The 20,321-nt window shown below is 64.8% G+C and carries 20 protein-coding genes; 12 read left to right on the forward strand and 8 right to left on the reverse strand.

Going from position 1 to position 20,321, the window contains the following annotated elements:
• Window position 1: 1 nt before the first annotated feature.
• The 5 genes from FHT02_RS10485 to FHT02_RS10505 are packed head-to-tail and all read right to left on the reverse strand — an operon-like array spanning window position 2 to window position 6,178.
• Window positions 2–310: a hypothetical protein gene (locus tag FHT02_RS10485; RefSeq protein ID WP_184087263.1), complete on the reverse strand. Its 309-nt coding sequence runs from the start codon at window positions 308–310 to the stop codon at window positions 2–4.
• Window positions 307–1,518 carry a hypothetical protein gene (locus FHT02_RS10490; protein ID WP_184087265.1) on the reverse strand — a complete coding sequence of 404 codons (1,212 nt, stop codon included), beginning with the start codon at window positions 1,516–1,518 and terminating at the stop codon, window positions 307–309. The genes FHT02_RS10485 and FHT02_RS10490 overlap by 4 nt, the downstream gene beginning before the upstream one ends.
• Window positions 1,515–3,338 carry a type III secretion system outer membrane ring subunit SctC gene (gene sctC, locus FHT02_RS10495; RefSeq protein WP_184087266.1) on the reverse strand — a complete coding sequence of 608 codons (1,824 nt, stop codon included), beginning with the start codon at window positions 3,336–3,338 and terminating at the stop codon, window positions 1,515–1,517. Before sctC ends, FHT02_RS10490 begins: the two co-directional genes overlap by 4 nt.
• Window positions 3,335–5,296 (reverse strand): flagellar biosynthesis protein FlhA, encoded by a 1,962-nt coding sequence (locus FHT02_RS10500; RefSeq protein ID WP_184087268.1) that lies wholly within the window; start codon window positions 5,294–5,296, stop codon window positions 3,335–3,337. The genes sctC and FHT02_RS10500 overlap by 4 nt, the downstream gene beginning before the upstream one ends.
• Before the next feature lie 3 nt (window positions 5,297–5,299).
• Window positions 5,300–6,178 carry a lytic transglycosylase domain-containing protein gene (locus tag FHT02_RS10505; RefSeq protein WP_221239429.1) on the reverse strand — a complete coding sequence of 293 codons (879 nt, stop codon included), beginning with the start codon at window positions 6,176–6,178 and terminating at the stop codon, window positions 5,300–5,302.
• A gap of 493 nt (window positions 6,179–6,671) precedes the next feature.
• On the opposite strand from FHT02_RS10505, the gene FHT02_RS10510 reads away from it, so the two are divergent.
• From FHT02_RS10510 to FHT02_RS10560, 11 genes are all read left to right on the forward strand, one after another.
• Window positions 6,672–7,832 (forward strand): EscU/YscU/HrcU family type III secretion system export apparatus switch protein, encoded by a 1,161-nt coding sequence (locus tag FHT02_RS10510; RefSeq protein ID WP_184087270.1) that lies wholly within the window; start codon window positions 6,672–6,674, stop codon window positions 7,830–7,832.
• A 28-nt stretch (window positions 7,833–7,860) separates the two neighbouring features.
• Window positions 7,861–8,190: a flagellar biosynthetic protein FliO gene (gene fliO, locus FHT02_RS10515; protein WP_184087271.1), complete on the forward strand. Its 330-nt coding sequence runs from the start codon at window positions 7,861–7,863 to the stop codon at window positions 8,188–8,190.
• Window positions 8,190–9,104 carry a FliM/FliN family flagellar motor switch protein gene (locus tag FHT02_RS10520; protein WP_184087273.1) on the forward strand — a complete coding sequence of 305 codons (915 nt, stop codon included), beginning with the start codon at window positions 8,190–8,192 and terminating at the stop codon, window positions 9,102–9,104. The genes fliO and FHT02_RS10520 overlap by 1 nt, the downstream gene beginning before the upstream one ends.
• Entirely contained in the window at window positions 9,101–9,799 is a 699-nt protein-coding gene (gene sctR, locus FHT02_RS10525) for a type III secretion system export apparatus subunit SctR (protein ID WP_184087275.1), read from the forward strand. The genes FHT02_RS10520 and sctR overlap by 4 nt, the downstream gene beginning before the upstream one ends.
• Before the next feature lie 12 nt (window positions 9,800–9,811).
• Window positions 9,812–10,078 carry a type III secretion system export apparatus subunit SctS gene (gene sctS / locus FHT02_RS10530; protein ID WP_184087277.1) on the forward strand — a complete coding sequence of 89 codons (267 nt, stop codon included), beginning with the start codon at window positions 9,812–9,814 and terminating at the stop codon, window positions 10,076–10,078.
• A gap of 44 nt (window positions 10,079–10,122) precedes the next feature.
• Window positions 10,123–10,902, forward strand: a complete 780-nt coding sequence (gene sctT, locus FHT02_RS10535) for a type III secretion system export apparatus subunit SctT (protein WP_246352349.1) — start codon at window positions 10,123–10,125, stop codon at window positions 10,900–10,902.
• Window positions 10,899–11,276, forward strand: a complete 378-nt coding sequence (locus FHT02_RS10540) for a helix-turn-helix transcriptional regulator (protein ID WP_184087282.1) — start codon at window positions 10,899–10,901, stop codon at window positions 11,274–11,276. The genes sctT and FHT02_RS10540 overlap by 4 nt, the downstream gene beginning before the upstream one ends.
• A 149-nt stretch (window positions 11,277–11,425) precedes the next feature.
• Window positions 11,426–12,070: a hypothetical protein gene (locus FHT02_RS10545; RefSeq protein ID WP_184087284.1), complete on the forward strand. Its 645-nt coding sequence runs from the start codon at window positions 11,426–11,428 to the stop codon at window positions 12,068–12,070.
• 77 nt (window positions 12,071–12,147) lie between these two features.
• Window positions 12,148–13,044, forward strand: coding sequence for a DUF6683 family protein (locus FHT02_RS10550; protein WP_184087286.1), 897 nt, complete (start codon window positions 12,148–12,150; stop codon window positions 13,042–13,044).
• Between the two features lie 93 nt (window positions 13,045–13,137).
• Window positions 13,138–14,733 carry a hypothetical protein gene (locus tag FHT02_RS10555; RefSeq protein ID WP_184087288.1) on the forward strand — a complete coding sequence of 532 codons (1,596 nt, stop codon included), beginning with the start codon at window positions 13,138–13,140 and terminating at the stop codon, window positions 14,731–14,733.
• 16 nt (window positions 14,734–14,749) lie between these two features.
• Complete coding sequence (locus FHT02_RS10560; protein ID WP_184087290.1) at window positions 14,750–15,199, forward strand: hypothetical protein; 450 nt, start codon at window positions 14,750–14,752, stop codon at window positions 15,197–15,199.
• A 96-nt stretch (window positions 15,200–15,295) separates the two neighbouring features.
• On the opposite strand, the gene FHT02_RS10565 is transcribed toward FHT02_RS10560, so the two are convergent.
• On the reverse strand, window positions 15,296–16,888 hold the full coding sequence (locus FHT02_RS10565; RefSeq protein WP_184087520.1) for a family 43 glycosylhydrolase: 1,593 nt from the start codon (window positions 16,886–16,888) through the stop codon (window positions 15,296–15,298).
• A gap of 318 nt (window positions 16,889–17,206) precedes the next feature.
• On the opposite strand from FHT02_RS10565, the gene FHT02_RS10570 reads away from it, so the two are divergent.
• Window positions 17,207–17,509, forward strand: coding sequence for a DUF2934 domain-containing protein (locus tag FHT02_RS10570; protein WP_184087292.1), 303 nt, complete (start codon window positions 17,207–17,209; stop codon window positions 17,507–17,509).
• Here the strand turns inward: FHT02_RS10570 and glgA are convergent.
• Entirely contained in the window at window positions 17,493–18,950 is a 1,458-nt protein-coding gene (gene glgA, locus FHT02_RS10575) for a glycogen synthase GlgA (protein ID WP_221239430.1), read from the reverse strand. The genes FHT02_RS10570 and glgA overlap by 17 nt on opposite strands.
• The gene (gene glgC, locus FHT02_RS10580) at window positions 18,950–20,218 is read right to left on the reverse strand and encodes a glucose-1-phosphate adenylyltransferase (protein ID WP_281393162.1); all 1,269 of its coding nucleotides are present in this window, start codon (window positions 20,216–20,218) and stop codon (window positions 18,950–18,952) included. Before glgC ends, glgA begins: the two co-directional genes overlap by 1 nt.
• Window positions 20,219–20,321 lie beyond the last annotated feature (103 nt).

Genomic DNA, 20,321 nt, shown 5'->3' on the forward strand with positions numbered 1-20,321 from the left:
ATCAGTTCTTCCGCGCCATGGTTTCCAGCGCCTTCGACACGCTATCGATCGAAGTGTGCGAGCTGTTTGCCATGAAGCTCATGCGCATCGACTCGGTGGTCAATTGCGTGATGTCCGACGGCTTGTCGCCACCCTGACTGACGATGTCAGCCTGATTGGTGATCTGATCCGCCTGGGTGTCGAGTGCCTTCCCCCAGGCCTCGCCGAACGCCTCGAACCAATTGCCCTTTCCGGTACGGGTCTCGTTGGTACCCATGGTGCCGAGGGACGCCAGAGTCGACAGGCTAGCGCTGTTGATCGGATTGGTCATGACTGGGTTACTCCGCTGGTCTCGCCGCTCACAGGGATGGATTGGTCCGGGGCCGGCGGCGTGCTGGGCCCGAGGACGAGTTCTTCGACCTGGCCGTCGCGCTCGAAGCTAGCGCGGCCCTGCCCAATGGCGATGATGCGATGTCCGGTCGGCACCTGCGCACCGGCAAACCAGCGGGTGCCGTCAGCGGTGGTCAGATAGCCGGGATCGCCGTCGACGAAGGTCGCCAGGCCAAATTGCGACCCGGAGAAGAAATACTGCAGGTCGCGGTCGCCGCGCTTGGCGTCCGCCGCGAAATAGACCCGCGACACGGCGGGCAAATCTTGCTTGATCAGCTTGGCAAGCTCGATCTGGCGATCGGCGGGCAGGAACTCCGCCGACACCATCAGCGCATTGCCGCGCCGCGCCTTCGCCTCGCCATCGACGCCTTGCGCACGCAGCAGGTCAGTCGCAGAGGCGGCCAGGCCCTCCATCGTATCGACGTCGAGTATCGCCGGGCCGATCCGGTCTGATACGATCATGCGCAACCGGGCGAGGGCCGCATCGTCCTTTACGGTCCCGCGGATCACCGTGCCATCCGGCCCGTCGCTGACCTTCAGATCGCCGAAGCCAGCGCTTGCCAGCATTGCCCGGTCGATGCCGGCATCGCGGAACTGGCGCGCGATCCAATGCGAAGCCGGCGCCGCCGCCAGCGTGACGAGCAGGAACAGCGCGGCGACGACGCCATAGAGCGGCCATTGCCGACCGAGCGACAGCGCCCCGCGCATCGGGTAGAGGCGGGTGGCGACCCGCTCGCCGATCCCGGCACGCTCGGGCGGCTCGGCATCGGTTTGCGGCGACAGCATGGTCGAGAGGCGCGCCGCCTCTTCCCAGCGAGTGGACCGCGGATCGCCGATCGCGACCGCGAACACCCCGATCCGCATCGGCACATAGGGGGGCAGCGCCACCTCCTCGCCGTCCAGCACAGGCCGACCGAGCAGCATCACCCGGCCGCCGATCACCCGCACGCGCGCGACATCGTCGCCCAAGGCGACTTCCATCGAGACTCCCCGAGTGCTGGCGTCGCGCAGCACTATGTCATGGTCGAAACCATGCCCCACTCGCACGAACTTGCCCGCATGCAGCCGGTGCTCGGCGCCGCTCAGCCGGCCGCTCAGCACCCGCAGCACCGTGGTGCCGACCATCAGCGGCGCGAACGGCGCGTTCATTTGCGCCCCCGCTTCTTGCCCTTGGCCGCGGCGTGGATCTGCTCGATCGGGATCGGATCGGTCGCGCTCGGCCGCATCGCCGCCACCTGCGAACTGCGCGACACGACCCGCGGGGTGATCAGGAAGATGCGCTCCATGTGCTGCGCGCCCTTCTTCCGCTTCCGGAATGCCTGCCCGAGAATTGGAATGTCGCCCGCGACCGGCACCTTCGACTTGAAGTCGTACTGCTGGTCGACCGTCATGCCGCCGATCAACAGGCTCTCGCCCTGCTTGACGACGGCGCTGGTGTTGATGCTCGATTGCTTCACCGCCGGGATGCCGTCGACGATCATGCCGCTCGGTGATCCGTCGAGAATCTCGATCGACAGCCGCGTGCGCAGTTCGCCGCCGTCGAACAGCACCGATGGGTTGACGCGCATCACCATGCCCGCGGTCACGGGAAACAGGTCCACCTGGCGGTCGCCGGCGACGCGAACGTAGTATTGAACCTGATTATTGAACACCGCTGGGATGTTGTTGAGCGTGCTCAACCGCGGCCGCGAGATGACGTGAAGCGCGCCGGTCTTCTCCAGCGCGGTGATGCGCGCCACGAACAGGTCGAGGCCGCCGGTCAGATAGGCCGCACCGATATTGCCGTTGCTGAAGCTCTCGGTCGGGTTCATCGCCGTGCCACCGAACAGCGCGCCAAGACCGCCGGTTCCGAACCCGAAATCGAGGCCGAGTTCCTTCAGCCGGCTCGTGTCGAGCTCCAGGATCGTTGCCTCGATCTCGACGCCGCGGGGTTCAACGTCTAGTGCACGGACGATGTCCTCATAAACCTTCATTGATTCTGGACGGTCACGGACCAGCACCGCATTGTTGGTTGGATCAACCTCGACGCGTGGGCCGTTGATGTCGCGCACCGCTGCCTGCTGGATGACCACAGTGTCGAGCCCGGGCGTACCCTGCTGGTCGAAGCTGCGCTGATCCTCATCGGGAGGCACAGCGTTCAGCCCGCGTCCGCCAAGACGCGGCAGCGACTGGCGTTGAATGTCGAAGTTGCCGGCCGTCGACACGGTGTTCGACGGACGACCATCGCCCATCATGCCGCGCAGGATCGATCCGACACCGGGGATGGTGATCGTCCGGTCGAAGCTCTTCTGGATGGTGTCGTCCGCCCGGGCATAACGCAGGTAGAAGACTCGCACTTCATAGGGTGATCGCGCCGTGGCGCTGCTCAACACGCGAGAGCGGATCGGCACGCTACTCACCGTTTCGAGTGCTGCGGGGCCGAGCAAGGGCGAGATCACCGCGGCGGTGGATGGGGTAGTCGACGCGTGAATGATGGCCGGGGCGCCGCTGGCGCTGCCCGCAAGCTGTGCCACACGGTCAAGGAATGCCGGCACGCCGGTCGCGCTCACGCTGCCTGAGGATGCGGCAACCTTGTTGGCATCATCGACGATCCGCAGCTTGCGCGCATCGCGCACGACCCCTCGCGGATTGGCGGCGTTAAAGCTGCGCGACTGGATCTCGGCGCTCGAATAAACGCGAACGACGGCGCCGTCGTAATAGGCAACCAGGTTGAAGGCGCGCGACAACTGGCTCCAGATCTTCTTAGGGCTGCCGGTCCAAACGCCGTTCACCTTGCCGGAAATGGCGGAACTCACCTTCACCTTCAGCCCAGACTGGCCGAACAGGTCGGCAACCGCCGCATCCACATTCTGCGCGCGAGCCGTGAAGGTAATCGTCTTTTCGTTGAGCGGCGGCTCCTGCGCCGCGCCCGGCTGCGGCAACAGCGCAGCGCAGGCGAGCAACATCACGGCACGCGACAGACGGATCATAGGGCAAACTCGTTTTGCGCCTGACTGGTCAGGCTGTCCGGGGCGGAATTGAGCTCGCCGACGATGTCCAGCGGGACGGCCGGGTTGAGCTCGTTGAAGCTGATGACGGGCACGTCGAACAAGTCGCCTGCGATCAACAGCCGAAGCGGGCGGCGCAGATCCTGCGCAGTCAGGATCGCCCGCGCGCCGGTGGTTGAGACTTGGCTGGCGAGCAGCTGATTGAGCGCCCGCATCTGATGCGGATTGATCGCGAGCCGCATCTGGCCGTCGACTGGGGTCAGCGTCTGGCGGATCACATCTTCCAAGTCGGTGCCAACAATCAGCACGCGCAGTCGGCCCTCGTCGCACAATGGCGCAATCAGGTGACGGCGCATGGCGACGCGGACGCGCTCGGCCATGGGCACCGCCTCGCGCTCGTACTGGCCAATTTCGCCGATCGCCTCGACCGCGTCGCGGAAGTTGCGCAGCGGCACGCGCTCTTCGGCAAGCAAGCGGAGCACTTCACCGATGCGGCCGGTGGGTACGGCACGAACCGCTTCCTTGACGACTTCGGGATAGCTGTCGCCCAGCCGGTTTAGTTGGTCGGTGACTTCCTGCAGGCCTAGGAACAGCACCAGGTTACGGTTCAACAACCGTTCGACGTGGTCCGCAATGAGTTCCGACAAATCATCGCCTTGGACCGCGCCGGCACCTAGCGGCGCGTCATAGGCGGCCAGCGCCCAGCCCCCGGTGCCAAGGTTCGCGTCAGGCACGATGCGAAGGCTTGGAATGGCAATGCCGCTCCGCTCCTGAAGCCGCGCTACGACCGCGCTCACCCGATCGCGAAGCGCCTGGAACGTCGGGGTGTCAGCGCCCAGCCCGACCGACAATCGAAGCGGATCGAGCACCGGCAGTGCTCGGGCCTCGATAACCGTTTCGCCCGTTAGAGCGATCGCATCGGCAGGCTGCACTTCAAGCTTGCCGCGGATCCACGCACCCGATCGCGGGTGAGTGGCAGCGCCGCCCAGCAGCAGCGCCACCGCCAGCGCGAAGAAGACCAATGTGGGGAATCCCGGGATCAGTCCCAGCAGGAACGCGAGGCCGCCCGCGATCATCAGAACGTGCGGCTTGCCCGAAAGCTGGCGTGCGATCGCCGGACCCAGGTCGCTGTCCTTCTCGTCGTCGGTGGTGCGAGTGACCAGCAGGCCTGCCGCCATGGCGGAAAACAGCGCCGGCACCTGCGCCACCAATCCGTCGCCGATCGTCAGGATGGAGAAGGTGGTCGCCGCCTCGCTCGCCGACATGTCGTGGTAGAGCATGCCAACCGCCAGGCCACCGATCAGATTCACCAGCACGATGATGACCGAGGCGATCGAATCCCCCTTCACGAACTTCATCGCGCCGTCCAGGCTGCCGTGCAGCTTGCTTTCCAGCTCCAGCGTACGCCGCTTTTCCTTGGCTTCCTCCTTGGTCAGGATGCCCGATCGCAGGTCGCTGTCGATCGACAGCTGCTTGCCCGGCATCGCGTCTAGGCTGAACCGCGCCGCCACTTCGGCGACGCGCTCGGCGCCTTTCGAGATCACGATAAACTGGACGATCGTGATGATCAGGAACACGACCAGCCCGACGATCAGATTGCCTCCGGCAACCATCTCGCCGAACTGTTCGACGATGTCGCCGCCATCCACCTCGGTCAGGATCATGCGGGTCGTCGAGATGCTGATCGCCAGACGGAACAGCGTCGAAAGCAGCAGCACGGTCGGAAACGTCGAAAAGTCGAGCGGCTTGGTGACGTACATGCTGCTCAGCAGCAGCAGGATACCGATCGTCATGTTGGTGGCGATCAGCACGTCCAGCGCCAGCGGCGGCATCGGCACGATCATCAACATGACGACCGTCACCAGGATGCCGACGAGCAGCACATCGGCTACCCGCACGGGCAGTGGCCCCAAGCGCCGCAAGGAGAGACTACGAGCCATGAATCAGCGCTTCCCGACCGCCTGCTCCGACACGAGTTTGTTGTACCGCCCCATCACCTGCACGACGTAATTTTGCGTCTCGCGATAGGGAGGTACGCGGTTGCCGTATTTGCGCACCGCGCCCTCGCCGGCATTGTAGGCGGCCAGCGTCAGGCTGAAGTCGTTGTAGCGGCCGTGCAGCTTACGGAGCAGACGCGCGCCGCCATCCACATTGGCTTCAGCATCGGCGATCTGGCTGACGTTCAGCATCTGGGCAGTGCCGGGCATCAACTGCATCAGCCCGCGGGCGCCGGCGTGGCTTACCGCATTGGCGCGGTATCGCGACTCCTGATCGATCACGGCATGAAGCAGCAGCGGATCAATCCGATGTCGCGCCGCGACTCGGGTGATCATCGAATCATAGGGCGTCGCGTAGGAAACGGGTCGCATCGCCAGGATCGCCTCCGCCTCCGTCGCGGGCAGCGCGACTGCGGCAACCGTGACCGGCTCGTTTGCGCTGGGCGCAGTCGCCGTCACCTGCACGGGGCCGGTTTCCGGCCGACGTGTCGACGTGGGCCGCTTCGATCCGCCCCCGGCCGAAGCAGCGAACATCACTGCACCGCCGGCTCGTCGAATGTCGTCGGGCACTTCTTCCCCCGGCACGATTCGCATGGTGGGCGGCGGCAGGCCCTCCGTCGGCCTGGCAGGCGCGACGACGATACTGCTCGCGCAGTTGGTCAAGGATTGAATCCCCGCCAGCGACGACGCTTCCGCCACTCGCAACGTGGCAGTCAGTGGACAGGGCGGTGGCGGCGTCTCTTCCCGCGCCTGCGCAGGTTGCACCAACACCATCGCAGCCGCGGTTCCGATCAGGCCCGCAGCACCTTCAGAAAAACGTGACATTTTGCACCGCTCCTCGCCTACCAGCCGCACTTGCGGCCAACAGTTGTTTCAGCACGATGCCCCACCGTTCCCGTCCTGCTTGTCCGGGAACTCCGTAAGGCTGTCGACGTTTTCTTGCAGTTTCAAGTCATCGGTTGATTTTTATTTTGTGTTGTCCTCACACGTTCAGCCGTGGCAATTAAGCGATCAATTGATTTTTGCTCGCGGAACTTCACTAAAATTTCTCCAACTAACAGCTTTGTTGGTACGGCTGAACGGGTGAGTTGAACGGTTCATCGCGCGCCGAATCATATCGTCTTCTGTAAAATCAATAACTTAGAGCGGTCGTTTCGGGCCTGCTCCTTAATTTCTATGGTTGACCATACGGCCCACTCTGCCGGATTTTGATGAAGACGGCAGCCCCGCCCCACGGGCTGTCGTCGCCGCGACCTGCTGAGCTGCGCCAGTTTATGCTTTCATCTGCATAGATCTCGCGCAGAGGAGTAGTACCTGCGTGGGCCAATCCAACGACAGTGCTGACAAAAACGAACTACCGACGCCGAAAAAGCTCAGGGATGCGCGCAAGAAGGGCGATGTTGCCAAGTCGAAGGACTTGGCCACTGGCCTGTTGACCTTGGCGTGGCTGATCCTGTTCGTTTGCGTGTCCGGCTATGCGGCGGGCGAGCTCGCCCGCTTGGCTGGCGACACGCTGAAGACGGCTGCGACGGCATCCTTCGATCAGGCTGCGACCACGGCCGGGTGGGACGCCGCCTGGACGCTGCTGCGGATCAGCTTCGTGACGCTGGTGCCTGTGGCCGTGATCGGCACAGTGACCGAATTCCTCCAGATCGGCCCGGTGATGACGACCGAGAAGATGAAGTTCGGGCTGGAGAAGCTGAACCCGATGGAAGGGTTCAAGCGGATGTTCGGCAAGGATGGCCTCTTTGAACTTGCCAAGACGCTGGTGAAGGTCGGACTGATCGTCGCGATCGCCTGGCTGGTGATTCGCATCGCGCTCGAGGAGTCCGGCCAGCTGATCCGTCTGGTGGGCACCTCACCAATCGACAATGCCGGCGCCGGCGCCGCGATGAGCTCGCTCGGCCTCACCTATTCGCTCACCCTCAAGATGCTGGCGATGATCGTCGCCGTCTTCCTGTTCGTGGCGGTCGCCGATCGCGTCTACGCCAAGCACAGCTTCATCAAGAAGATGAAGATGAGCCGCCGCGACATCAAGCAGGAGCACAAGGAGGATGAAGGCGACCCGCAGGTCAAATCGATGCGCCGCGACATGCATCAGGAATGGGCGAACCAAAACAATCTGGGCGCCACCCGCGGCGCCGCGGCGCTGCTGGTCAACCCCACTCACATTTCGATCGCGCTCGACTATGACGAGGAGCATTGCCCCGTGCCGATGATCGCCGCCAAGGGCGTCGGCGATTTGGCGGCGGCGATGCGCCAGGAGGCGGAAAGCGCGGGCGTCCCCATCATCCGCAACATCCAGGCCGCCCGAACTCTGTGGGCGCGGGGCGAAGTGGGCGAGATCGTGCCCGAGGACCTGTTCGACGCCGTCGCCGCAGTGATCCTCTGGGCGGCCAAGGCGCGCAGCGGCGATGCGCCGATGCTCCACGACATGGATGCCGCACCGCGCCGCATGGCTGCCGCCGCAGCGCACTAAACTTCATAAAGGGAGACGGACAAGCGACATGGGAATCGGAGCCGTAATCTCGTCGATCGTCGCGATCGTGCTGGCGCTGGCGCTCGTACTAGGCATGGCCTGGGGCGTCATCTGGCTATTGAAGAAGCTTCAGGACCGCCAGCTCGGTGTCGCCGCGAATGGCGAGGGCGAACAGCCGATCCGCTTCCTCCGCTCGATGCCGCTCGGCCAACGTGAGCGCGTCGTGCTAATCGAGGCGCGAGGTGAGACCATGCTGGTCGGAGTCACCGCGGGTTCGATCAACCTGCTTGCCCGCTGGCCGGCCGGATCGTCTCCTCCCGTGCCCCTGCCCGCCGACCCGACGAAGGCGCGGTTCTGATGGCTACCGCTCTCCGCATGAATGCCTTGGTCGGCCTGCCAAAGGTCGACCCTGAAGTCAGCGCCTTCGGACAGGCGATCAGCCGCCTGCTCGAAGCGTCCGGCTTCACCACACAGCTCGTGCCCGCGCCTGGGATCGGACCTTGGTTCAGCTGTTTGGACGGCAGCCGGTTCCGACTGGCGGAGGCGATGCTGCACCCCGAGCGCATTGCCGAGGCGTCCGCGCTGCTCGACACCGCCGAACCGCTGCTGAGCGCGGTCGAATCGACCCTCGGGTTGGCGCTCGAACCCGAGAACATCATCGCCGACCTGGGCGATAACAGCGCGGTCGTCGGCTTTGCGCGGGACCATGCTTCCGGCGAGATCGCCCTTCCTCTCGATCACCCCCTCCGTGCGCAATGGGAGGTCCGCGCCGCCGCATTGCCGCCGCTGCTCGCCACTATGCCGATGCTCGCGCAGCTGATGCTTCGGGGTCCGCGGCTGCCGATCGCCGAAGCGGGTGAGCTTGCGCCGGGCGACCTCGTCCTGATCTCCGCCCGGCCCGGCGCCATGCTCGACGAGACGAGCGGCCAGTTCGACTTCTTCTCTGGCACCTTCACGCCGCACCCTCAAGGAGCGCCCATGAACGACGCATCATCTTCGTCGCGGGACTTCGCGGTACCGCTGACTCTACGCCTGCCCGAACGCATGGTGAGCGCCGCCAGCCTCGCCGATCTGCGACCAGGCATGTCCCTGCCGCTTGGGCCGGTCACCGAAGGGATGCAGGTCGACCTGCTGGTCGCCGGCCGACTGCTCGCCCATGGCGAGCTGGTCCAGCTCGGTGATCGCTTCGCCGTGCTGATCGATCATCGGGCGGCCATGGACGATACCGCCAATCCTGCAGAGCCAGGCGACGTGGCGGAGAACGCCGCATGAACCTCGCCGAGTTCACACCCGGCTCGGCGCTGATCACCGTCGTCCTGATCGCTCTCGCACCCTTTTTCGCAGTGATGGTGACCAGCTTTACCAAGATCGTCGTGGTGTTGAGCCTCGTGCGCAATGCGCTGGGCCTGCAGCAGGTGCCGCCCAATCTAGTGCTGAACGGTTTGGCGCTGATCCTCACCGTGTTCGTGATGTACCCGACGCTCGACAAGATGCAGACCGCCGCCGCGGTTCAGGGGCCGACCTCGCCCACCATGCCGGGCGATCCACCGCCAGCCGCCGAAAACCCGATCGAGAGCACCGGCGACATCTTCGCGACGGCCGATCGCGCCAAGGAGCCGCTGCGCGCCTTCCTGGTCAAGCACAGCGACCCGCGCGAACGCGCCTTCTTCTGGCGCACTCAGCAGCGAATCGGCGATCCGGCCAAGGCGTCACAGCTGAAGGAGACCGACTTCGTCATCGTCATCCCGGCCTTCGTGGTGAAGGAGCTGAAACTCGCCTTCCAGATCGGCTTCCTGATCTTCCTGCCGTTCCTCGTCATCGATATGGTCATCTCCAACATCCTGCTGGCGATGGGCATGATGATGCTCTCGCCGGTGACGATCTCGCTGCCGTTCAAGATCCTGCTATTCGTGCTGGTCGACGGGTGGGTGAAGCTCAGCCACGGCCTGGTGCTCTCCTATGCCTGAGGCACGCGCGCGATGAGCGACGACATCGTCGCCCTGACCACCCAGGCGCTGTGGCTGGTGCTGCTGCTGTCGGCGCCGCCGATCATCGCTGCGTCGGTCGTCGGCCTGCTGGTCGCGATAGTCCAGGCGGCGACACAGCTTCAGGAACAGACGCTGCAATATACGCTGAAGTTCTTCGCGATCGTGATCAGCATTTTCGTCACCGCCAGCATGATGGCGGGAACGCTCTACAGCTATGCCGACACGATCTTCACCGGCCTGGCGGGGGTCGGGCGATGATCGAGGCAGCGCCTCCGGGCGTCGGCATTCCGCTATTCGCGGCAATGCCCTGGCTCGATCAGCTGCTGACCGTTGCAGTTGCCTCCGCCCGCTTCGCCTTCGCCTTCGTCTTCGTGCCGGTGTTTTCGCGCGACGTGATGCCGGGGACCGTGCGCAACAGCATCATCGTCACCTTCGGCCTCGTCGCGCTGCAGATGCAGCCGGATTTCCGCCCCGCCGATCTGACCGCCATGGGCTGGGTGACGATGCTCTTCAAGGAGGCCTCGGCCGGCGCGATCATCGGCTTCTTCTTCGGCACCGTACTCTGGGCGCTCGCCGCAGCGGGCGAAATCATCGATACCAAGGTGGGCGCCACGATCGGCCAGCTGGTCGATCCGCTGAGCGGCACCACCACCTCGTTGACCGGTATTCTGCTCGGCCGCTTCGCCGAGGTCGTCTTCGTCACCGCCGGCGGGCTGATGCTGCTCGTCGGAACAGTGATGGGCAGCTATCTCGTCTGGCCGCTCGGCCCGGGCGGCTTGCAGCTCGACATGCGCGCGCTGCAGTTCTTTGAAGGCGAATTCGGCCGGCTGTTCGCGCTCGCTTTCCTCTTCGCCGCGCCGGTGCTGACGGTGCTCTACGTCATCGACATCGGCATGGGCTTCCTCAATCGCTTCGCCCAGTCGTTCAACGTCTTTTCGATGTCGATGCCGATCAAGGCGGCCGCCGCCGCCTTCGTGGTGATCCTCACCCTGCCCTTGCTCGCCCAAGCGATCGTCGCGGATCTCGGCACGCGCGAAGAGATCGCCGGCGGCGTGCTTCAACGAACGGCGGCGCCGCGATGACCGGGCAAGTCCTTCGCCAAGATCCGCCCCGCGATGCCGGCGCCGACGATCTCGCTCGACTAATCGAACAGCTACGCGAGGCCGAGGCGAAGCGAGACGCACACGCCCGCGAGATCCAGATCGGCGAGTTCATCGTCGTCGGCTGGCGCGTGCCGCTGCTTCACCTGGCCGCGCTCCAGACGCTCACCCGCAACGAAGCCGCGGTGCTGCGCTTCCTCGGCTGGGGCCGCGCCAACGGCGACATCGGCACGCTGCTCAACATGACCGAGAACACGGTGCGCACCCATATGAACAACGCGATCCGCAAGCTCGACCTAGACGGCGTTCGCGAGCTCAACAGCCTGGCGGGACTGCTTTTCCTGCCGATCCAATGACCGATCTAAGCGGATCGTTGAGCCGAACTAAACGAATCGTGGAGCGCGCCCCGCGGCATTTGCGGCCAATCTCCCCTTGTAGCGGCCACAGGTCGCAACCGGCCAGCTCCCCGAATGGAGCGCAAAATTCCGAAGCGAAAGGAAGTAGCATGAGCGGCGGTTTCATCGGCTCTCTCACCGGATCCTTCTTCAACCCGATCAACGCTGGCCTGGCGCTTGCGGGTCCGGCCGGCTGGGCGGCGCTTGCCACCCGCACCCTGGGCACGGCGATCATCAAGGAAGTCATTGGCCAGGTCGGCCAGCAGCTGGGACTGCCGCAGGGCATGATCAACATGGCGCAGAACGCCTTTTCGGCGGCCACCGGCACCATCGGCGGTCCTGCTAGCATCCCCGAGGCGATTGCTGAGCTGACACAGGCCTTCAACCTCTCGCCCCGCGAACAGGGTGAGCTGCAGCGCGCCGCTCAGCAGGACTCGCGCGACATCTTCGACAAGCTCGCCGAAGCCTTCAAGGAAGGCAAGGACCGCGCCGAAGCCGAAAAGACCAAGGGCGGGAAGAATGGCCGCAGCTGGCTGCAGGTCATCGCCGACTCGATGGCAGATGCGCTAGACAAAAAGGTCCAGGACATGGACACGATGGCCAAGGCGCTCGACAAGCAGGGCAGCAACAAGTCCGTCAGAGCTTCCACGGACCTCCAAGTTGCCGGCCAGGAATTCTCCTATCTTATGAACGCCAGCAGCACCGTCATCAAGACGATCGGCGAAGGTCTGAGCGGTATGTCGCGCAAGCAATAAGACCAACCGGTTTCACTTTGGTGGGAGAGCGGCGTAAAAGCCGCTTTCCCCTTTGTTTTTGTTTGTGGAGGGTATCCATGAAGCGTGCGGCGGCGATCCTGCTTGGCTTGTCACTGATCTGGCCGGCCAGCGCATCGGCCCAGAACATGGGCTGGAGCACCATCATTCCGTCTGTAACCGGCACAGACACCCTTGGCCTCCACCTGCGTGAGCAAATGCGCGGACAGCCGCGCTCGTCCCAGCCCCGCGGGAGCAGCCAGTCGCGACGTATTCTGGATGCTCCAGCCGCATCCTCCGCTCAAGTGGCTCAGTTGCGCTACACGCCCTCCAAGGCGCGGCGCGCCGCCAATCTCAAGGCGTTTGTTAGCAAGACACGGGCGATCGACCCAGGGAATGCGCAAGACTTGGAGCGGCTGTTTGCTCAGGGGGACTTCATCGACCGACTCGGCGGTTTGCTGGCCCCCCTCGGCATTCGCGTCGACAATGTCGCCGACGCTTATACTGTCTGGATGATCGCCGCGTGGAACGCCACGCGCGGTCGCAACGAGACGCCGAGCCGGGGCAAGGTCCAAGCTGTTCGCTCCCAGCTTGAGAGAGCATTGGGCTCGTCAACCGAGATCGCAGGTGCCGGTGATGCCGCGAAGCAGGAGCTCGCCGAGGCGCTGCTGGTTCAAATGGCGCTCGTAGATACCGCGGTTTCGCAGAACGAGAAGAATCCTGATGGCCTTCGCCGCTTCGGCGCCGCGGTCAATCAAGGCGCCAAGCGGATGGGCCTCGATCTGACGGCCATGGAGTTGACCGAGAGCGGGTTCGTGCCGATTTCTGCCAGCAGTATCGAACCGCCAATAGCCGAAGAGGGTCCTTCCAAACCGAGCGGTACGCCGAACCCGTCTTACGGCATGCTTGCCCTTGTCGCCGGTGGCGCAGGCGTTGGCGTTGGCGGCGCGATGTTGTTGCGCCGAAATCGCAGCTAACTCGCCCGCCTAATCGAATCGTCTAGGTACAGGCCAGCGTCACCCGCCTAACCCTCATCGGCAGCTACTCACTCCCAGCCAATGAGGGACGTCATGGTTTCAGCAGTCGACGGTGCGAGCACGCGGACAGCGCCTCCTCCGCCCCCCGCACCGCCAGCGCCCCGAACCACGGTTCAGCTCGCTCAGGCACGACTGCCCAGCCAGGTTCCGACGCAACCCGCCCAGACGCCGACCGGACCAAGCCCCGAGGCCCAGGCCGCCCGGGCCAAGATCGACGAGCACCTCGACGGCACCGGCTTTCTCAACGCCCAGACCCATGGTGACGATCAGGCGATCGCCAGCACGCTTGCAAGCCTGTCGGCAACCGATGCCAACGCGGTGGTCGCGGGTCTTCAGGCCGATGGTCGCCTCGACGATCTTGCCAGCACGATCACCTCGAGCAGCGTCTTCACGGGCAACCTCTCGGCCGATGAACGCCGCCAGTTCATAACCGACGTGGCCGGCAAGCTCGACGGCAACAATCTCGCGTTCTTGAGCCGCGCGTTCGATACGATCGGCGGCGATCGGGGTCGTGAGGGTGCCGGCTATGTGCAGGAACTCGGCCAGGCCGTCGCCGCTCACGCCTCGCCGCAGACGAAGATCGACTTCGTCCGCGCGCTCGGCCCCGACACAGTCAACGCCGACGGCAACACGCAGTTCGACAACGGCCTTCTCAGCCGCACCACCCATCATGGCAATCCTCAGGCCGTCGCCGTGGGCGAAGTGCTGAGCTCGATGCGCGGCGCCCAATTGGAAACTGCGTTCAACACGCTCGACTCGGGCCAGCAGCGAGCGGTCTTCCAGGCGGCAATCGGCGAGACGTCGTCCCACTTCACTGGCCAGGGCTCGCCGATTCAGACACCGGGCTACAACACCGCGCTCTTTACCGAGCTGTCCCAAGCTTTCGCGACCATGCCGAGCGCGCACCAAAAGGCACAGGCTTTTGCTGTCGGCGCGGAAGTTCTGCGTGGCGAGCGGCCGCCGACCACCGCGGTGCTCACGGGTCAGAACGCAAGCGAGCCGAAGCGGGCGATGCTCGAGATGGCCAACGCGCTCGGCAACATTATCGACAGCGATCCGAGCGGCATCGTCAACGACCTGTCGCAGTTCCGCCAGCCGCCGGCAGGCTCCGGCGACGTCGCCACGGCCAACGGCAATGCGCTCGCCAGCTATGCGCGCACGATGCTGGAGAATGATCAGGGTGCCAAGGGCCGTCTGGGCGCTCAGATGGCCCGTGTCGCGGCCGGCAACGTTGGTCAGGCGACTCCGGACGCTGCCTTCGACCATGCGGTGAACGGTCAATATCGGACTGCCACTGGGCTCGGTTACTTCATCGGTGCCGCTTCAGCCGCGGCGCGGTCGATCGACAGCGACAATGCAGCGCAGAACCAGCTAATCGGCAACACGCTGGCCTCGGGTCTGACGTTGCTCGACAAGTTCGGTGTCGCGTCGGTCGCCGCGGCGGTCGCCAAGGATTGGGTGCGCACCGCTCAAAGCTCGCTCGCGGGCGCCGGTGGCAATCACCCGACTCAGGCCTTGACCGACGCCGCCCTTCCGACGGACGCTGCAGGCAATGACTCCTCGCTCTCCAACTCGCGCTCGGCATTCCTGTCGACGCTCAACTTCGTCTCGGCGAACGCGCGGCCCTGATCGGCTCGCGGTTGCGTTGACGCTGATCTTGACCGGCGCGGCCTGTTCACCAGCCGCGCCGGTCGCCTCGCCCAAGGACCCGAGCTACGCCGTCGCCGATGCGCAGATCCCGTTCCCTGACCCTTATCGCAGCGACCTGATCCAGATCGCCGACCTGATCATGCGCGATATGAGAAAGGACGGAGCCGAATGCCTTGAAGCTCGCTTCCTGACGATTCCGACGACGAGCGGCAGTGATCTCGCCGAGTTCTATGATGATCAGCTTCGGCCGCATTGGACCCTAAAGGATTTGACGGCAGCGCCACTCACGAGTGACAAACGCGTTTTCCGGCGAAACCGTTCTTGGTTCGGGTACGCGATCGCCGATCGTGATGTTGGCGGATCCACTGCAGCAATCATCGTGACTAACACCTTCTGGGACGAGCCGTCCCGTCACGCGGCGTGGGAGTGTTTCAAGTCATCTTGAAGCCGCCGAAGGTTGTCGAACGACTGGCCGCACCCTGCGCGCGGCATGAAGGCCGATCAGCGGCACGCGCCTCATCGACATCGCATGTGCCTCTCCTCAGAGCGCGCGGAAGCGGAAGTCGCGGAAACGCGCCTCGCCCTGCCCCGCCGAGTAGAGGCCGGGGCGCAGCATCAGGAACCCGCCGCGAACATTGTGGTGATAGCCCGACACTTCCATGCCGCGGTCGAACCGCTGCCAGGTCCGGCCTTCATCGCCCGAAGTGTGGTAGGCGACGATATGGCGATTGTTGGTCACCCGCATTCGCAAGCGGCGGCCATGGGGATTGGCCGGGCGGCCACGCTCGATGCCATATTGGTGCGTGACGAAGCGCTTCTCGTCGAAACCCAGCCCGCAATAAAGCTTCTCGTCATAGAACAGCACTAGCCCGGCGACCCCGCCCGGCGCGATCTCGATGTCGCATTCGAACTGATAGCCGGTGTCGCCGGCGATCAGCAGCAGCGGCGAGGAATCCGCCGGCGCCTTGCCGCTGGCCTTGAGCAGCAATGTTCCCCCCGCGACGCGCGCCCGCTTGCTTTCGTCGGGCGAAGGCTTGAAGAAATTCCACTTCTGGCCGAGCTGGAGCGGCTTGCTGAAGTCATCGGACAGCGGCTGGCCGTGCGGCACGGCGGCACCACCCTTGGGCTTGGCGATCGGCTTGGAGAGGTCGCCCCCCTTCATCCGGAACCAGCCGTCGCGCGTCCATTCGATAGGATCGAGCAGCGCCTGGCGCCCGAGCGTCCAATAGCCATTCTCGAAACCGTGATAGATCGACCACCAGCTGCCATCGGGCGCCTCGACCAGCGAGGCGTGGCCGCGCGACCACCATTTCTCGTCCAGACTGGTGGTGCGGACCAGTGGGTTGGCCGGGCAGTTTTCCCACGGCCCGTGGATCGAGCGCGATCGGGCGGCGATCACCATATGCCCCGTCGGCGGGCCGGCGGTCCCGCCAACCGCGGTGATCATGTAGAACCAGCCATCATGGCGGTGGATCTTGGGTCCCTCGGGCGAGAAGCCTTCCACGTCCCAACTGTCGGGATAGCGCCACGGGTCATAGACATGCTCGACCTGACCAACGGTCGACAGCCCGTCCTCCGACAGCCGGATGCGATCGCCACCCGAGAGGAACAGCCATTGCGACCCGTCCTCGCCGACTATGTGGCAGGGGTCGATATGGTTGGGCAGCTTCAAGTCGATCGGGTCGCTCCACGGCCCGTCGATATGGTTGGCCCAGATCACGAAGATCGAGTTGGGCTGCGCCTTGACCGGAATGTAGAGGAAATAGCGGCCGCCATGCTTTTCCAGGCTGACCGCCCACACCGATCCGATATTCTTGGTGAGCGCCGCCTTGCGCGGCTGCCAGTTCACCAGGTCGCGGCTGTGCCAGATGGTCAGCCCCGGATAGGAATCGAAACTGGAGAAGGTCATGTAATAGTCCGCGCCATCTTTGAGGATCGCGGGGTCCGGATGGTCGCCGGCCAACAGCGGATTGAGGAAGCGGCCGTCGCCCAGATCGCAGACGCGCTGATTGTCGAACCCGCGCTTCCAATCGGGGGCGTTGGGCGCTGCCGCTGCTTCGGCACACGCCGGTATCAGCGCGGTCCCCGTTCCCGCCAGAGCCGCACCGAACGCATCACGCCGTGTCAGTCGCATCATCACCTCTTCATTGGCGAGCCGGCCTATGACACCGGTTAACCAGAAGGGTAACGCGACCCTACCCGCCTAACAAGCGCGAAAGCCGGCCTGCAAAGGTGGTGCCAGTGTCGTGTGAAACGGTGCGCCCATCAGCGGAGAAGTTGCGTGCGCGGATTTCTGGAACAACTTCCCCGTTGCCCAATGCCGGCATCCCGATAGAGACACGCCCAAGCTGTTCGCGCTGGCGAGCCGATACCATCGTGCATAGGAACGGCACGAACCGGATATCGTTGTGTCGTCGGATGACAGCCGCCGTTACGGTAAGGGAGCGCCTGAATGAACGACGATCGGGAGCATAAGGTACGCCAGCGCGCCTATGCCTTGTGGGAAAGCGAAGGCCGCCCGAGCGGCCGGCACGAAGAGCATTGGCGCCAGGCCCATAGCGAGGTCACGGACACCGCTCCGCCCTCGCAGACGCAGGACCGATCCGAAGCAGCAGCACAGCCGGCGACGGCAGCGCCAGCAGCATCTTCACGCGCGCCCGTTGCCGCAAGCCCCACGGCAGCGGACACTCCGGCGGCGGTGGAGCAAGCCACGCCTGCCCCCCGCAAGAAGCGCGCGGTCAAGCCGAAGGCGTAAGCAGCTTGCGGAACAGCGCGGCATATTCCTGTGCCGCGCTGTCCCACGAAACGTCGGTAGCCAGGCCGTTCTGCTGAAGCTGCTTCCAGGCGGCGCGATCCTCGCGGAACAGCGCTGCGGCGCGGCGCAGTGCGTCGATCAACATCGGTTCGGAAGACGGCGTGAATTGAAAGCCCGTGGCCACGCGCTGGCGTAGCGCCACCGGGCTGGCATCGATCACCGTGTCGGCAAGGCCGCCGACATGCGACACGATCGGCACGGCGCCATAGCGGAGCGCGCAAAGCTGCGTGAGCCCGCACGGCTCGAAGCGCGACGGCACCACCAATGCGTCCGCACCGGCCTGAAGCAGATGCGCGAGCCCTTCGTCATAGCCGATGCGGCACCCGATCTGCCCGGGATGGCTCGCCGCCGCCGCGGTGAAGGCAGCCTCCAGCGCGCGGTCGCCACTGCCCAGGATCGCGAACTGCGCGCCCTCGGCCAGCAGCGCCGGCAAGGCGCCCAGCAGCAGGTCCAGCCCCTTTTGTTCGGTCAGGCGCCCGACCGAGGCGATCAGAAACGCGTCGGGCGAGGCGGCAAGGCCGAACTCGCGTTGCAGCGCGGCCTTGTCGCCGGCGCGTCCGGCCAGGTCGTCGGCGGAAAAAGGTGCAGGGATCAGCGGGTCATGCGCCGGATCCCAGATCCGCGTGTCGATGCCGTTGAGGATGCCGGACAAGTACCGCGTGCGGCCGCCGAGCAGCCCCTCCAGCCCCATCCCACCCTCAGCCGTGGTGATCTCCCGCGCATAGCTGGGTGAGACGGTGGTCACATGGTCGGCGAACAGGATCCCGCCCTTGAGGAAGCTGATCGCCCCGAAATATTCCAGCCCGTCGAGCGAAAAGGCCTCAGCCGGCAGGCCCAGCGTACCGAGCAGATAGGCAGGAAACACGCCCTGGAACGCCAGATTGTGGATGGTGGTCACCACCGGCGGCCGCCGCGCGGGGCGGTTATAGTGGAGATAGGCCGGCGTCAGTCCGGCCTGCCAGTCATGCGCCTGCACCACATCGGGCGCGTAGCTGCCCAGTGCCCCTTCGGCGATGTCCGCGGCCACCCGCGACAGCGCGGCGAAGCGCAGCGGATTGTCCGGCCAGTCGCGCCCGTCGGGCCCGAGATACGGATTGCCGTCCCGCGCGAAGAGATACGGCGCGTCGAGCACCAGCAGGTCCAGATCGGCGGCACGCCCGCGGCGCAGCGTCCCCGGCCCACCCATCAAATTCTCGTAGCGCCGGACCGGCTCCCCTTCCCCGATCGCCTGCATCACTGCCGGATATCCCGGCATCAGCGTGGTGACGGCGATGTCCTGCCGCGCCAGGGCGGCAGGCAGGGCGCCCGCGACATCGGCCAGCCCGCCAGTCTTGATCAGCGGATAGACTTCGGACGTGACCGACAGGAGTTGAAGCGGCATTATTTGTCCAGGGCAGCGATCATCTTGGCGGTGATCAGGCAGACGCCATTCTCGGTCCGCCGGAACCGGCGCGCATCCTCGACCGGATCCTCGCCGACGACAAGCCCGTCCGGAATATGCACCCCTCGGTCGATGATGACGTTCTTCAGCCGCACCGATCGGGCGATGTTCACGCGCGGCATGATCACCGCGTTCTCGATGGTCGAGAAACTGTTCACCCGCACGCCGGTGAACAGCAGCGAGTGGCGCAGCGCCGCGCCCGAGACGATGCAGTCGCCCGATACCAGGGACGAGATCGCCTCGCCGCGCCGGCCATCCTCGTCATGCACGAACTTGGCCGGTGCGGTCATCTCTGCATAGGTCCAGATCGGCCATTCGCGGTCGTACAGGTCCAGATCCGGCACGGTGTTGGTCAGATCGATATTCGCGGTGAAATAGGCGTCCAGCGTGCCGACGTCGCGCCAATAGGGCTCGGCCTCGGGGCCGGAACGCAGCGCCGAGCGGCTGAAATGGTGGGCGCGGGCATTGCCGTCCTTCACCATCTTGGGAATGATGTCCTTGCCGAAATCGTGCGAGGAATTCGGGTCCTCAGCATCCTCGCGCAGCACGTCGAAGAGGAACTTGGTCTCGAAGACATAGATGCCCATGCTGGCAAGCGCCAGATCGGGGTGCCCCGGCATCGCGGGCGGGTCCTTGGGCTTTTCCAGGAACTCGATGATGCCGTCATTCTCATCGACGTGCATCACCCCGAAGGCGCTGGCCTCCATGCGCGGCACTTCGACGCAGCCGACGGTGACGCTGGCGCCGCTCTCGCAATGCTCTTCCAGCATCACGCCATAATCCTGCTTGTAGACATGGTCGCCGGCCAGGATCAGCAGATATTTGGGTGCATAGCTTTCGATGATGTCTTGGTTCTGGAACACCGCGTCGGCAGTGCCGAGATACCAATTCTCCTCCGACACGCGCTGGCTGGCCGGCAGGATGTCGAAGCTTTCGTTGCGCTCTGGCCGGAAGAAGCTCCAGCCATGCTGCAAGTGGCGGATCAGGCTGTGCGCCTTGTACTGGGTCGCCACGCCGATACGCGGGATGCCGGAGTTCAGCGCGTTGGACAGCGCGAAGTCGACGATCCGGGTCTTGCCGCCGAAATACACCGCCGGCTTCGCGCGGGAGTCGGTCAGCTCCATCAAGCGGCTGCCGCGGCCTCCCGCCAACACAATGGCCATGGCTTGCCGGGTGACCAGGCCTCGCAACGTCGCGCTAGGGGGCATGAATGCTGTGTCCGTCCAGATGAAACCGCAGTGGAAGCGGTTTGTTGGCGTTCGGGTTCCATGATGTTGAAGATCGGCCGGCACTTTCTTGGCGCTTGGTCGT

The organism is Sphingomonas xinjiangensis (genome assembly GCF_014199255.1).
GTDB lineage: Bacteria > Pseudomonadota > Alphaproteobacteria > Sphingomonadales > Sphingomonadaceae > Sphingomonas > Sphingomonas xinjiangensis.